This is a genomic window from Bradyrhizobium sp. 26S5, from assembly GCF_036923295.1.
Taxonomy (GTDB): domain Bacteria; phylum Pseudomonadota; class Alphaproteobacteria; order Rhizobiales; family Xanthobacteraceae; genus Bradyrhizobium; species Bradyrhizobium septentrionale.
In genome coordinates this window covers 1,382,879-1,396,851 of sequence record NZ_CP145948.1, presented here as the reverse complement: position 1 = coordinate 1,396,851, position 13,973 = coordinate 1,382,879, and the positions used below count along the sequence as shown (strand labels likewise).

10 protein-coding genes and 4 pseudogenes are annotated in these 13,973 nt (G+C 58.8%); 8 read left to right on the top strand and 6 right to left on the bottom strand.

The genetic code is table 11. From position 1 onward, the window contains the following. Positions 1 to 229 precede the first annotated feature (229 nt). Positions 230 to 1,300 carry a cytochrome-c peroxidase gene (locus V5279_RS06675; protein ID WP_338696000.1) on the top strand — a complete coding sequence of 357 codons (1,071 nt, stop codon included), beginning with the start codon at positions 230 to 232 and terminating at the stop codon, positions 1,298 to 1,300. Positions 1,301 to 1,593: 293 nt separating this feature from the next. Here V5279_RS06675 and V5279_RS06670 read toward each other — a convergent pair whose 3' ends face one another. The 3 genes and pseudogenes from V5279_RS06670 to V5279_RS06660 form a co-directional block, all read right to left on the bottom strand. Then, positions 1,594 to 2,790 (bottom strand): prolyl oligopeptidase family serine peptidase, encoded by a 1,197-nt coding sequence (locus tag V5279_RS06670; RefSeq protein ID WP_338695998.1) that lies wholly within the window; start codon positions 2,788 to 2,790, stop codon positions 1,594 to 1,596. Between the two features lie 214 nt (positions 2,791 to 3,004). Further along, positions 3,005 to 3,649 (bottom strand): annotated as a pseudogene (locus tag V5279_RS06665) (DPP IV N-terminal domain-containing protein). A 278-nt stretch (positions 3,650 to 3,927) separates the two neighbouring features. Then, positions 3,928 to 4,176: a hypothetical protein gene (locus tag V5279_RS06660; protein WP_338695995.1), complete on the bottom strand. Its 249-nt coding sequence runs from the start codon at positions 4,174 to 4,176 to the stop codon at positions 3,928 to 3,930. 413 nt (positions 4,177 to 4,589) lie between these two features. On the opposite strand from V5279_RS06660, the pseudogene V5279_RS06655 reads away from it, so the two are divergent. The 7 genes and pseudogenes from V5279_RS06655 to V5279_RS06630 all read left to right on the top strand — a co-directional run bounded on the left by V5279_RS06655 (position 4,590) and on the right by V5279_RS06630 (position 10,568). Continuing rightward, positions 4,590 to 5,860 (top strand): annotated as a pseudogene (locus V5279_RS06655) (IS256 family transposase). A 768-nt stretch (positions 5,861 to 6,628) separates the two neighbouring features. Next, complete coding sequence (locus V5279_RS06650; RefSeq protein WP_338695993.1) at positions 6,629 to 6,781, top strand: hypothetical protein; 153 nt, start codon at positions 6,629 to 6,631, stop codon at positions 6,779 to 6,781. A 369-nt stretch (positions 6,782 to 7,150) separates the two neighbouring features. After that, positions 7,151 to 8,347, top strand: a complete 1,197-nt coding sequence (gene modC / locus V5279_RS06645) for a molybdenum ABC transporter ATP-binding protein (protein ID WP_338695991.1) — start codon at positions 7,151 to 7,153, stop codon at positions 8,345 to 8,347. Then, positions 8,331 to 8,773, top strand: a pseudogene (locus V5279_RS06640) (DUF2478 domain-containing protein). Before modC ends, V5279_RS06640 begins: the two are co-directional and overlap by 17 nt. After that, complete coding sequence (locus V5279_RS46975; RefSeq protein WP_414645907.1) at positions 8,733 to 8,900, top strand: DUF2478 domain-containing protein; 168 nt, start codon at positions 8,733 to 8,735, stop codon at positions 8,898 to 8,900. The pseudogene V5279_RS06640 and the gene V5279_RS46975 overlap by 41 nt, the downstream one beginning before the upstream one ends. A 581-nt stretch (positions 8,901 to 9,481) precedes the next feature. After that, entirely contained in the window at positions 9,482 to 10,036 is a 555-nt protein-coding gene (locus tag V5279_RS06635; RefSeq protein WP_338695988.1) for a peroxiredoxin, read from the top strand. Between the two features lie 6 nt (positions 10,037 to 10,042). Then, a pseudogene (locus tag V5279_RS06630) lies at positions 10,043 to 10,568 on the top strand (carboxymuconolactone decarboxylase family protein). A gap of 245 nt (positions 10,569 to 10,813) precedes the next feature. Here V5279_RS06630 and V5279_RS06625 read toward each other — a convergent pair. Genes V5279_RS06625 through V5279_RS06615 form a run of 3 tightly spaced genes read right to left on the bottom strand, consistent with a single transcriptional unit; the run spans position 10,814 to position 13,578 of the window. Then, complete coding sequence (locus V5279_RS06625; protein WP_338695987.1) at positions 10,814 to 11,110, bottom strand: ferredoxin family protein; 297 nt, start codon at positions 11,108 to 11,110, stop codon at positions 10,814 to 10,816. Between the two features lie 39 nt (positions 11,111 to 11,149). Continuing rightward, positions 11,150 to 12,457, bottom strand: coding sequence for an FAD-dependent oxidoreductase (locus V5279_RS06620; RefSeq protein ID WP_338701891.1), 1,308 nt, complete (start codon positions 12,455 to 12,457; stop codon positions 11,150 to 11,152). Positions 12,458 to 12,468: 11 nt separating this feature from the next. Next, positions 12,469 to 13,578, bottom strand: coding sequence for an electron transfer flavoprotein subunit alpha/FixB family protein (locus tag V5279_RS06615; protein WP_338695986.1), 1,110 nt, complete (start codon positions 13,576 to 13,578; stop codon positions 12,469 to 12,471). Between the last annotated feature and the right edge of the window lie 395 nt (positions 13,579 to 13,973).

Sequence of the window (13,973 nt, the reverse complement as noted above, 5' to 3'; positions counted from 1 at the left end):
GATTCAGCAGATTCGAGCGGCCTTCTGCTAATTGCTAGTCTGCAATTGCTTGGACCGATCAGCGGCTTAGACCTTAAGCTCCCCTGGCACGGCGGTTGCTACTCCGACGACGGCGGATGAGTCCTGGTATGCAGTCTAGCCGCAACACGAGCCGGGCGAGACGAGCAGGCACGCATGCCCCACCCCGATGTTCGAAATACCGGCAAAGGCAACGAGAGTGAGGCTTAGTATGAGGAAATCAGCGGTACGCGAGCTTTACATGGTGGGCACGCTATATGTCTTGGCCACGGGGGTCCTGGCTTCGTCGGCGGCAGGCGCCGATAATGATTTGATGAGCGCCGCGAGGCGGATTTTCAGGCCGATCCCCTCAATCGTTCCCGCGGTCAAGGACAACCCCATCACCCACGAAAAGGTCACACTCGGCAAGACTCTGTTCTTCGATCCGAGGTTATCTGCGAGCGAGGTCATTAGCTGCAATACATGTCATAACCTTGGAACCGGCGGAGTGGATGCTGGCCCGACATCGGTTGGGCATCGCTGGCAGCTGGGTTCACGTCGCGCACCAACAGTCTACAACGCCGTCTTCAATGTGGCGCAGTTCTGGGATGGTCGAGCGGCAGACCTCAAAGCCCAGGCCGAAGGTCCCGTCCAGGCTAGCGTCGAAATGAATGCGACGCCCGTTCACGTGGTCGACACATTGAATTCAATGGCCGAGTATATCGTTATGTTCAGTAAGGCGTTCCCTAGCGATGCAACGCCGGTTACCTTTGAAAATTTCGCCAAGGCCATCGAGGCTTTCGAGGCCACCTTGATCACGCCCGCCGCCCCTTTTGATCAGTACCTCGAGGGTGATGCGTATGCCCTTAGCGATCGGCAGAAAGCGGGATTAAAGCTGTTTATCGAAAAGGGATGCTCGTCTTGCCACAATGGTATCAACGTCGGTGGGCAGGATTACTTCGCTTTCGGGGCGGTGGAGCGGCCCGCCGCAAGCCTACTGCCGAGAAACGACAAGGGCCGTTTCGCCGTCACCAAGATGCCCAGCGACGAGTATGTTTTCCGCTCTGCGCCGTTGCGCAACGTCGCATTGCGGCCGCCCTACTTTCATTCCGGCCAGGTTTGGAGCCTCAAAGAAGCGGTTGGCGTAATGAGTGAGAGTCAACTCGGCGCGAAGCTTAGCGATACAGAAAAAGATGACATCGTGGCATTTCTGAATTCACTCACCGGGCAGCTGCCTAAGATCGATTATCCGATATTGCCCACGCGTACCGACACAACGCCTAAGCCCTCCGTGCACAAATAGAGCCGTCACCGCAGCAGAACCAGGCGTTTGTCGCGCAGGAATGCGGTTCGCTGCGGCGAAGTGAAAAGGCACGGTCTCAAGCTGGAGCTCGCTCACACTCTGGACAGCAAAAAGCAATCCGGCTCCGAGTTCCTGCGGGTGCCATCGGCTTTGCCATAGAAGCAAACATTGCCCGAGCGTGCCGTGAGCTCTTATATCTCTCCTTCCATCAGCCCCCCTCGCCTGACCTGGCAAGCGCGAGTGACCAGATCGTCAAAGCGCTTCAGGCGATCGTTCCGACGATGGGTGAAACGTCATCGATCGCTGATCGTGACCGAACTTGCAGTTTGATACAAGGCCGACAAGACGGATTTAGCTCCGATTATGGTGCACACGATCCGGGTCGCGAACAGCTCGCCCGTCAGTTCCTTTCGACTGTTATTTGTCGCGAGGACCAAGCACGATGTCGCGCAGCTTCGCGATGCTCGCCGTCGCGCGAGCGGCCTTCGTGCTCCTGATTGGGGAGCGCAACTGATGCGGCCCTCGTCAATCCGTCCTCGATCGTCGGTGTCAGAAAGGTGCCGCGCGCCGATCCGGATTGAAGCAGGTAATGCCGGGTATAGCGCTGTTAGACGGACTCGCGATAGGTCTTCATTCATCATGGCCTGACTTGCTCTTCGGCCGCTCGATTGAGCTGGCGTTCCAGTTCGGCGGTGCTTGCTCGAGAATGTTGCGGACGAAGAAAAGCAAGAGCTTGAGCTGCGCATAACGGCCGGGAACTCCATGATCTGCACCGGGCACATAAAGCATGTCGAAGTATTTCCCGCCTTAATGAGCCGATCTGCAAGCTGGAAGGTGGCGGACGGATCAACATTGCGGTCCATTTCGCCGACAATGAGCAGCAGCTTGCCCTCTAACCTGTGGGCATTATCGATGGCGGAGGACTGCGAATATTCGATCCCGACCGGCCAGCCCATCCACTGTTCGTTCCACCAGATCTTGTCCAGCCGGTTGTCGCAGCAGCCACTGTATGCGACCGCGACCTTGTAGAAATCGGGATGGAAAAGCAACGCGCTAGCCGCGTTCTGCCCGCCAGCGGCCCCGCCAAAAATGCCGACGCTGGCGACATCGTACCAAGAATACTTCGCGCTCGCCGCCTTGTACCATAGGATCCGGTCGGGAAGGCCCGCGTCTTTCAGATTTTTCAAAGCAACATCATGGGACGCGCGCGAGTGATGATTCGTACCCATGCCATCGATCTGAACAACGATAAAGCCGAGCTGCGTGAGCGGCTCAGACGATGCCGAGAAGGATTTGGGAACAAAGGAACCTGTCGGACCTGCATAGATATGCTCCACCACGCGGTATCTTTTGTTTCGATCGAAATCAACGGGCAGATGAATGACGCCCCATATGTCCGTCTCGCCGTCGCGCCCCTTGGCGTTGAAACTGACGGGTGGCTGCCAGCCAGCGGCGATGAGCTCGGCAATCTCGGCGCTCTCAACCTGCATCAATTCGGTATTATCACTGCGCGGTACAGCACCATGCGGGGCGGAACATCAATGCGAGACCAAAGGTCGACATAGTAGCGACCGTTAGGCGAGAATTCGATGTGATGATTTGCCGGCTCAGGTGTGAGGCCGTGAGTCCCTTCCCATCAAAGTCAATGCGATAGGCATGGACGAAATAGGGATCGCCGCCGGGGTGCATTCCGCTCGCGCCAAACTAGATCTGATGCTTGATCGGATCAATATGATACACCGCGCGGACCACCCAATCACCTCTGGTGATCTGGTTTTGGAGCTCGCCTGTCCTGCCATTGAATAAATCGAGATGCTCGTTACCATCGCGCTCCGAGGCCCAGATGATCTCCTTCCCATCATCGATGTCGTAGCGGAACGTTTTTCCAGTATTCACCTGGTCCATCACCAATGGCTGGAAGTCGACGAATGTCTTGCTCACCTCATCAATCAGCGAGCGCACTTGACCTGTGGCGGCGTCGAGCTCTATCAGACGATAGAGCTGGTGCCCACGCTAATTAAACTCGAAGGTGAATCCCCGACCGTCTTTCCACCACTGGACCGCCGAAAGACTGTACGGATTTTGGAATGCGGCGTTATCGATTGCAATCGCGCGTCGGCTCGCGACGTCAAACAGCACGGGCTGGAGTAGTGTGATGGCATCGCCCGGCTTAGGATACGTCATCGTGGAATGCTTGGGTTCGAGCTGGTCCGCCGGCGAGGATTCGAGGTAATGGACCTCCCGCTGGAGACCCGGACGGACTCGGTAGGCAGCCAGGTGCGTTGAGGCCGGAGACCAGCTTAGCGTGAAGAGAGCATAATAGTCGGCTTGGGACCCGTCCCAGGTCAACTGGATGTCCTGCAAGCCATCCTGGTGCGCAGGTAGAGGTTATAGTTTCGAATGTAGGCCAGCCATTTTCCGTCAGGCGAGGCGCTTGTCCTGTCGGGATCGTTCTCTGCCAGTGGCGTGTCGTCATAGGGCTCCGCTGGCTGTCGCCCGGTTGCATTGCAGCACCTGTGCAGGCATCGCTGACAAGATCGCAGCTCCAACGCATATGCTCGATATTGAAGGTAATCTTGGCACCCTTGTCGGCCAGCTCGAAATGGTCGAAAGGAAGATTCTCTGGCCTATAGTGCTTGTGGCTCGCCCTGTTCAGTGCCGTCGCGAGGCGCTTGATCAAACGCCGGCTGCCTTACCCCAATGCCGGCATCAACGAGAGTGAACTGCTGCTTGCCTCGCGTTGTCCGGCGGTAGACGAGCGCGTCGCCCTCGCCGAGCCAGAACGGCACGTCAGGCACATTGACAGTAAGCCGGGCATAGCGGTCCTCCGTTCTGAGCGCCCGCTTGTAATCGGATTGTGCAAGCGGCGCATTCACGATGTCCTCTGGCAGGAGCTCTGCGCTGCCTTGCATTCTTGCTGGGCCAACAGCGCCACCGTTACGGCAAGAACTTTGTACATTCTTATTCACCGCTCCTAATTGTAGGCTGAAGTCAATCTGAGTGACTTCCCGATTGATATGCCATTTCCGGTGGACACAGCTGTCCTTTGTCGTGCCCTTGATTCTTTAGTGACGCCTGCACTAGCCTTTGGTAAGAACAGAACCGTTCGGTGTTCTGATGGACATTGGCGGCTCGCCAGAGCTGCAAGCGCCTCAAACAATCCACCACATCGCATATCGCCACGCGAACAGGAGCTATCGCTGAAAGTTGGTGACGGCGGGAATCGGGAAGGCGGCATATCGTGGGGGTGCTTGACGCCTCCACTTCTCCACCGAAGGAGCGATATGCCGTGTCCAAAGATAACATCATCAAGTTGATTCAGCCAGGAAACGTCGACGATCAACTCACCGAAATCTTGCGCAATGGGGCGCGTGCTCTGTTGGCCCAGGCGGTCGAGGCCGAGGTCGCGGACTTTCTCGGCAAGCATGCCGATTTGAAGACTGCGGACGGCCACCAGCGCGTCGTGCGCCACGGTCACCTGCCGGAACGCGAGGTGATGGATGGTATCGGTCCGGTCGGCGTCCGCCAGCCGCGTGTACGCGATCGCGAGGCGGAGGCTACCGATCCCGACCGCATCCGGTTCTCTCCGTCGATCCTGCCGCCCTACATGCGCCGCTCGAAATCGATCGAGACGCTGCTGCCGATCCTTTACCTGAAGGGTATCTCCACCGGCGACTTCTCCGAGGCTCTGGCGGCGCTGCTCGGCAAGGATGCTGCCGGGTTGTCGGCATCCGCCAGCGGCCGTCTGAAGGACGGTTGGCTTGACGAACACACCGCGTGGCAGAGGCGCGATCTGTCGGCGAAGCGCGACGTCTACATCTGGGCCGATGGCATCCATCTCCAAGCACGCCTCGAAGACGAAAAGCATTGCATCCTGGTGCTGATCGGCGCGACGCCGGAAGGCCGCAAGGAACTGGTCGGCCTCACCGATGGCGCCCGCGAGAGCGCGCAGGACTGGCGCGATCTGCTGCTCGACCTGAAGCGGCGCGGGCTCGGCGTGCCACCGCGGCTCACCATCGCCGACGGCGCGCTCGGGTTCTGGAAGGCCGCCGGCGAGGTCTGGCCGAAAACGCGCGAGCAGCGCTGCTGGGTACACAAGACCGCCAACGTGATCGCCAAGTTGCCGAAGAGCCAGCAGCCTAAAGCCAAACGCGCGTTGCAGGAGATCTGGATGGCCGAAACCAAGGCCGCCGCCGAGCTGGCGTTCGACGCCTTCATCGAGAGCTATACGCCCAAATACGAGAAGGCGGCCGACTGCCTGAGCAAGGATCGGGACACGCTACTGGCGTTCTACGACTTCCCGGCCGAACACTGGAAACACCTGCGGACCATCAATCCCATTGGAAGCACCTTCGCTACCGTGCGCCACCGCACGATAGCCTGTCCAACAGAACGGCGCTCGCGATGGTCTTCAAACTGCTTGAGGCCGCGCAGAAAAGCTGGCGTCGTCTCGATGGCCACAACCAGTTGCCAAAACTCGTTCTCGGTGTGACATTCAACGACGGGATCGAGGTCATCGCCAAACCGACTGACCGTCAGCCCATACCCGCCGCCGCCTGACCGGCCGCGCCGTCACCAAAATTTGGCGATAGCTCCGCGAACACGCGATCCGCCTGTGATTGCTGCAGCACCGACGTTACGGTGTTCCCTCCACGCCGCTTATCGCGTGCAGACTCTATGCCAACGAGTAGTGTACCTCCGCGTTCTTTTGACTACGATATCGTCACCCGACAAGATCGGTCATTGTTGAAACAAGGCGCCAGTCTGAGGAGCACAAAACGCATGCAGTGTCGGCCAGCTGTAGCGACCAATGTCCGGAATGTCATTGCGAATGGGAGGTATTTGTCGCGCCCGTTGCCAAATCACTCAAACAAGTCGCCTCAGGATTTCGGGTAGCGCGGACTACGCTGACCGTAGGATCGCGATAGATCAACCCGATGAGAACTTACCCGATCAGCTGTGGAGGCAACCGGGGATATCCATCATCATAGATCGTTAACCGGATCGGGCGACAAATTGGATAATCTAAGCTTTTGCATCAAGAGCGATCGTCACGACCGTGCGGTCACCAGCCCACTTCTCGACGCAAGCCCGCAGCATCTTCAGCTTTTGATTTCGTCTACCCTGCATGGCCGGTTGGCGACGCGAACGTCTGAAACCCAACGATACAATGCGGCCATTCCACACACTGTGCTCCGACCTATGCGAGTTCACGATGAGCCGAGCAGGCCGCGCACCCTATTTTTGAACGGCACGCGGATTGCTGGGTAAGGAGCAAGGGGCTGCCGCGTCGAAAGCTCCTCGCGGCGAACCACCCTCGGAGTTCCAATGAGGCTTATCCGATTGATCCTGGTCGATCTGAGTTTGATGCTGCTTGCTCCGCAAAAAGCGGAAGCCATCAATATCGGCGCCGGCGCACATTTTAATTTCGGCTATCAACACTGTGGCGCAATTGGATTGCCAGCCGCGAGGCAGTATTGAACTGGCGCGATAGCCCACGCCTCCACAGCGAAACGACGCAAGCCGTGCCATTTCAACGATTGGATAATCTCCGTCCGGCCAACCCGGCTACGAATTGCGCGACACTGGAACCCCACCTTACCTGTGTCATCGGCAAACGCGCGCGGGAGCGTTCGATTGCCGCGATGTTCGATGGCGCGGAGACGCATAAGATGCCGGCTGTCGTAACACCGTCAATCTGCAATCCAGCGACCACCTAGTGGCCTCCCCGGGGGCGGAGACGCCGCGCTGGAACCAAACAGACTGGATTGTCGGCGGCATGGTGATCATCTCCCTTGCGGCCATTCCGCCCGCGACCGTGATTGATCGCTACAGCAGAGGTGCAGGCAAGTGAGATACGCAAAACCTGGCCATATCGAAGTCGCCTTCAACGGCTCTCTCGCAAGAGTCCCCCTAGATGCACAATTCAGCGTACCAGCTAAAGGTGTCACGGCCGTTTTCGGTCCCCCTGGGTGCGGCAAGACCACGCTCGCGCGCTGCATCGCCGGCTTTCAGCGTCTACCGAGCGGATTCTGCGCGATCGATGGGGAGATTTGGCAGGACGAGACCACGTTTCGGCCGCCCCATCTGCGTCCCGTCACGTATGTATTCCACCGACCGGTCCTTTTTTCCCATTTATCCGTCAAGCGTACCCTTTTGTATAACGCGAAACAATCCAAGCCAGCACTGATCGACTTTGATGGTGTTGTCGAATTGCTCGACTTGGCGTCACTGCTTGACAGTTCGCCATCACACCTTTCGGGCGCCGAGCGACAGCGGCTTGCCCTTGGCAGCGCGCTGTTGGCCCAACCCCGGCTACTTTTGCTGGATGACCCGCTCATTTTGCTCGACCGCCCCGCCAAGCGCGAGATTATGCCATTTCTCGAGCGCATACGTGAACAGCTCACGTTGCCGATGATCTATATCAGCCATGACATGGCTGACATCGAGCGCTTTGCTGATCATCTCGTCATGATGAAAAATGGCGTTGTGACTGCGGTCGGTCCCCTGCATGCCATACAGAGCAATCCAGCGCTTGCCGTGCGCGGCGAAGCGGCGGTCTGCATCGACACCGTAGTCGGCGGCTATGACGGGCGCTACGGGCTGATCATCCTCCGCCTCCAAGGTGCGCGTCTGTTGATACCTGGACCGCCCTTGAGACCAGGCGCGCAGCTCCGGCTGCGCATCGCAGCCAGCGACGTCAGCATCGCGCGCGAGGCCCCGCGCGCAAGTTCCATGCTCAATATCTTTCCGGCACGCATCAAGGCCTCTCTGCCGTTCGACGAAGCTGAGGTCACGTTGGTTCTGGCTCTCGAAACTGGCCGTTCGGGCGCGCCACTTTTGGCCCGCATCACACGCCGCTCCTTTGATGAACTAGGCCTTAGCAATGGAACGGGCGTATTCGCCGAGGTCGCGCGAGCCTTGCCGGCCGTGCTCCCCGAGCGGTTGCTCATAACGCCTTCCACACCGGCAGGAGAAGCTCGACACGTAAGTGTCGACGCGAGAAACAAACAGAAATCGGACCACGGCCATGATCGGCAACCTTGAAGAAATCGATCCGAGTGCTGTGGCTGCGATTTTCTACCGGCCGAAAGACGACGTCGATAGGTTGCTCGCCGATTTCGTTGAGGATCTTGCGCGGCAAGCCGTACGCGTCGACGGCATCGTCCAGCGTCGCTTCTGGGCAACAAACGGTACGCACCTATGCTTGCAGTGGACGTTGCGACGGGGCAGGAGATCTCGATTTATCAGTCACTCGGCAGCGGAGCTACGTCCGGTAATCTCAATACGACTGGACTTGCCGAAGCCGCAGCTGTCGCTTCCCGGGCGCTTTGCGACAAGGTCGATCTCCTTGTGATCAGCACATTTTGCCAGACAAGAAGCCGTTGGCCACGGCCTGCGCGCCAAATTCACAGAGGCCATCACCCGCTGTGTGCCACTCTTGACGGCCGTTCCAAGAACATATCTTGCTGATTGGCAAACTTTCACTGGGGACATTGGTAGGTTGCTACTAGTGTCGAGGAATGGTGGCGCGATATCTCCATCCCGCCAGCGCGCCGCGCGGGCGTTAGTCGCGGCTGCGGCCATTTGGGCGCTATGATACCGGACAGCTTGATGACGTATGTGTGTAGTTCGGATATGTTGACCCCGAAATCACCCGTCGGGCTACTTCGCCGACAACGAAAGCAAGCTTAGCTCCGGCGTCCGCCCTACATTGTGAGCCACCGTGATGCTCTGTGAACGTGCTGATTGCGGACCCTGATCGGCAAGAAGCCGCACTTCGACAAGCTGCGCGCGTGCTTTACCCGGTCGACGCTAGCATCACCCCCTCAGTCGGTTTTGCAGTGCCTGTCGATCGAAGACGGATCGTCGAAGTTCAGGTCCGATTGCCGTCTTCGCTGCAGTCGTCGAACCCGGACCGTGCACTGGCTGCGGATCTTCGGAACCGCGGCAACCCAATCGCCACATAGCATGGCTCTAACCGATACTCCAACGCGAACATCGCGCATCCGCAAAGCATGATTGAAAGCGAGTGTGAGATTCAATCGAAACATGGATCAAATGCACGCAGCCACGTCACTAGTTGGCGTCGTCTCAGCAATCGGGTCTTGAGAACGGATGGCATATAGCTTGCTTCACCGGTGAGGCACGATCACCATAAAACAAACTCGTGAGGACAGCATGCTTGGAATTGGAAATCAGTTGCCGCGGTTCGAAGTCACAGGCGTGAAGCCCGGCTTTCAAGCGCAAGAAGAAGAAGGACAGAGTGCGTTCGAGACGCTGACAGAAACAAGCTTTCCAGAAAAGTGGAAGATCATCTTCTTTTATCCCAAGGACTTTACGTTCGTCTGCCCAACCGAAATCGCCGAGTTTGGCCGGCTGTCCAAGGAATTCGCCGACCGCGATGCGATCGTACTGGGCGGTTCAACCGACAACGAGTTCTGCAAGCTCGCCTGGCGACGCTCACATGTCGACCTTCACAACCTACCGATCTGGCAGTTTGCCGACACAAAGGGGGCCCTGGTCGATGGCCTTGGCGTGCGTTCACCCGAGGGTGTCGCCTATCGCTACACCTTTATCGTTGACCCCGACAACACAATCCAACACGTCTATGCGACTAATCTCAATGTCGGGCGCAGCCCCAAGGACACACTCCGCGTTCTGGACGCGCTGCAAACCGACGAGCTCTGTCCCTGCAACCGCGAAGTCGGCGGCAAAACCCTGAAGGTTGCATGAGGCCCCATGTCGTCGATCGAGCAATTGCACGAGAAGATTCCCGATTGTGCCAAGGACGTCAGGCTCAATCTGACGTCCTTGGTGGCCGATGAGACGCTCTCGCCGCAGCGACAATATGGCCTGATGCTCGCGACCGCGATTGCCACCCCGCAATGCGGCCCTTAGTGCCGCGATGGAATCGGCTGCGGCCGCCGTGATGACGCCTGAGGCAATCGCCGCCGCGAAATCCGCCGCTTCTGTGATGGCAATGAACAACGTTTACTACCGCTTCGTTCACCTTGTCTCCAATACCATGCAACCACGGCTGCGCATGAACGTGATCGGCAATCCCGGAGCGGACAAGTCCGACTTCGAGCTCTGGTCGTTGGCGGTCTCGGCTATAAACGGCTGCGGTGCCTGTATTGACGCCCACGAGAAGACGCTGCGGGCCGCTGGCGTAAGTTCCGAAGCCATCCAGACCGCCGTGCGCTTTGCCGCGATCGTGCAGTCAGTGGCAGTTGTTATCGAGGCCGCAGGGTCTACTCCCCCTTAGGCGACCGGCTGATTCCTCCTTTTCCACCGGTTCGACACCGTTGTGGCGCAGTTCAGTGGCGCCACAACCATTCCTACGCGCATCCCGAGTGATCGTGATATCCTGATGCAATGTCTGTCTTGTGGGGTGTCCTCTCGAGGTGCGCGCCTCGTTCGAACTTGAACCCGTGCAGAGAGGCGGAATGCGCAACTGTGACGGCGAGATCCTCCTTTACATGGCGATCATACTGCTCTGTTCGTTCACTTTCAGCCAAACTTGAACAACACCCCATATCCGCCGCGCGGATGGCTCCATTGGATGTCGCCGGTGGGCTCGGCGATCACGCGGCAGGTGCCGCACTCGATGCAACCATCGACGGTTACCTCAACCTGTTCATTGTCGTTGAGTTCGTAGCATCGTGCGGGGCAGACTTTCAAGAGCGCAAGCAGTTCCGCCGACGGCGTTGTGTGCGCGCGTACCTTGACGTGGGGCTGACCGATGTCGACAAGATATCGGTTGTAATACAGCTTGTCTTCGACGCGCACCGAGGGCTCGACATTCATGCTTTGACCTTCCATTGCTGAACCTCACATTATTGGCGGTCAGCGCCAGGCCCGAGCAAAGCGAGACGCATCGCCGATCAGGCCCCTCCATGACCGCGCCTTGACAAAGGATTTCAGGGTCGCCTTCTCCTTCTCAAGCTTCGGCGTCCCATCGACGCGCACAAAGTTCTGCATCGCCTTGGAGATGAGCTGCGGATAGGTAAGAAAGAAGTTTTGCGAATGGGTGTGCATCAGCATGGGCAAGTCCTTGTACTTCTTGAGATCCTTGATCACGAAGGAATCGGCTAGCATCTTCCTGTAGAGCGACAGATTTTTCGCCGTCATGGGCTCGCGGCGCGACTTCATCTCGGCGATTGCTTCCGCCGCGATCCGGCCTGAGGTCATCGCAAGATTGGAACCCTCACGATGGATGGCGTTGTTGAGCTGCGCCGCGTCCCCCACCACTACCCACCCATCACCGTAGAGCTGCGGGATTGCCTTGTAGCCGCCTTCGGGAATGAGATGCGCCGCATACTCCTTGATTTCAGAACCTGCGATCAGCGGTGCCACGGACGGATGCTGCTTGAAATGATCGAGCATGCCGTAGGGTGTCTGGCCGGTGCGCTGGAAATCGGCGACGAGACAGCCGATGCCGACCGAAATGCATTCCTTGTTGGCATAGACGAAACCCATTCCAGTCATGCCGCGAGAAATGGTTCCGGCCGCCTCGATCACGACGCCCTCATCGCCCTTAAGATTGAAACGCGCCTCGATGGTTTCGCGAGGCAAAAAGTGCATTTCCTTCACCGCGAGCGCGACGTTATCGGGTGTCGGCCGCGCGCGCAGGCCAGCGCGCGTCCCGAGCAGTCCATTGACACCCTCGGCCAGCACGACAACGTCGGCATGTATTTCGCCGCCGCCGCGATCTGTACGAACTCCCACAACCCTCTCACGGTCGTCTCGCACGAGCTCGGTGACTGTCGTCTCGCACAACAAGGTCGCCCCGGCCTCCCGCACCTTCGACGAGAACCACTTGTCAAACGGCGCGCGTATGATCGTGTAGCGGTTCGGCCGCTCCTCGTTGAAGTCATCCGAGCGGTAGTGCATGCCGACGTGGGAGCGATCGTCCAGTAGCCAGAACCGCTGTTCGACCAGATGACGTTCGAGCGGCGCTTCCTCGCGAAAGTCGGGGATCAGCCTCTCCATCATATCCGCATAGAGGATCGCGCCCTGCACATTCTTCGATCCGGGGTACTCGCCCCGCTCGAGCTGCAGCACCTGCAGGCCGCGCTTGGCCATGGTCAAGGCCGCCGCATTGCCTGCCATACCCGCTCCGACCACGATCGCGTCGAACCTCTCCTCAATCATCATCGTCTCCTCTAGACTGCGATCCGAGCACGGGAATTCGGCAAAAGCCGCGCCCGAAACGCAGCTGTCAGCGCCGGTAGCAGATGCAGGGCGTCACTGACGATCGCGACATGGGCGAAGTCGAAGATCGGCGCGTTCTTGTCGGTATTGATGGCGACGATCAGATCCGCCCCCTCCACACCGACCCTGTGCTGGATCGCGCCGGAAATTCCGGCAGCAATATAGAGCTTTGGCCGGATGGTCTTGCCGGTTTGGCCGATCTGCCGGTCAGACGTAACCCATCCTTTTTGCACCAGAGGACGCGAGCAGCCATACTCGGCGCCAAGCAGAGTTGCGAGCTCGCGCACCAGCCGAAAATTGTCAGGCGCCCCCAGCCCCAAGCCGCCGGCAACCACGACATCGGCGTAGGCCAAATTGGACGTTTCCGAATCGCGATCGGGGATGAAGGAGAGCACTTTCGTGATGATATCGTCTTCAACGAGGCCAAGTGGGTGGATAATGATACGAGCAGCATCGCGTACCACACGCTCTGGCATCGGCATGACGCGTGGGCGAACGGTTGCCATCTGCGGACGATAATTCAAGGTATAGATCGTGCAGAGCAGCGAGCCGCCAAAGGTCGGACGCGTCGCTGCAAGCGAACCGTCGGTGTCGACGTCGAGCGCGGTACAGTCGGCAGTGAGCCCTGTCGACAAGGTCGTCGCCACGGAACCTGCGAGATCGCGACCGAGTGTCGTCGCACCCAATAGCAGAATCTCCGGCTTGTAGGTGTTGACGAGTTCGGTTAGCGCTTTGGTATAGGACTCGTTGCGATAATCTGACAGGACATTGTCACTCACGAGATAAGCCAGATCTGCGCCATAGCAAAAGGATTCAAGCGCGGCGTTACGCGTGGGCTGTCCCTCCGGGCCGATAACGACCGCAGCTAGATTCACCTTCAGCCTGTCGGCGAGCCTGCGCCCCGCACCCATCAGCTCCCAGGAAACCGGGTGCACTTGGCCGCGCTCCTGCTCGACGAAGACCCAGACATGCCTATATGCTTTAAAGTGCTCGGGCAGTTCCTTTTTCGCTGCCGCTCGGCCGCCAGCCGCCAGCGTGCTCGCTTTTATGACATTGCTCATGCTCTAGATCCTCTCAAAATAACGCGCGCACGCACCACAGGATTGCTTTCTACTTCGCTCAACGGAAGATCACTTTTGGTCAGTGCCTGACCGGCCGCTCGCCCGTCTCGTCCGTTCGGCGCGCCCCACCACGCGGCGAGACGCGCCGCCGCGGTAGACGTAGCGGACGGGCCAGACTTCGCAGAGATGCTCGACCTTGGTTCCTTGCGCGCTCCCTTCGACGAGCGCCACCGCGGCGGCCAGGCCGCCGCGGTCAATCTGACCGGCGGCTGCCAGCCTTGGGTCAGTCAGTCCGGTGATCGCGCAATACCGGCGTCTCGCTTTCGGCCCCGCGCTCCGCGTTGACTGTGACGGCCAGAGGGATCTGGCCACCGCTCCTGACACGCAATCCCAGC

Coding starts and splice junctions, on each gene's coding strand:
- V5279_RS06675 (WP_338696000.1), top strand. CDS start 230: ATGAGGAAATCAGCGGTACGCGAGCTTTACATGGTGGGCACGCTATAT.
- V5279_RS06670 (WP_338695998.1), bottom strand. CDS start 2,790: ATGCAGGTTGAGAGCGCCGAGATTGCCGAGCTCATCGCCGCTGGCTGG.
- V5279_RS06650 (WP_338695993.1), top strand. CDS start 6,629: ATGAGGCTTATCCGATTGATCCTGGTCGATCTGAGTTTGATGCTGCTT.
- V5279_RS06635 (WP_338695988.1), top strand. CDS start 9,482: ATGCTTGGAATTGGAAATCAGTTGCCGCGGTTCGAAGTCACAGGCGTG.
- V5279_RS06625 (WP_338695987.1), bottom strand. CDS start 11,110: ATGAATGTCGAGCCCTCGGTGCGCGTCGAAGACAAGCTGTATTACAAC.
- V5279_RS06620 (WP_338701891.1), bottom strand. CDS start 12,457: ATGATTGAGGAGAGGTTCGACGCGATCGTGGTCGGAGCGGGTATGGCA.
- V5279_RS06615 (WP_338695986.1), bottom strand. CDS start 13,578: ATGAGCAATGTCATAAAAGCGAGCACGCTGGCGGCTGGCGGCCGAGCG.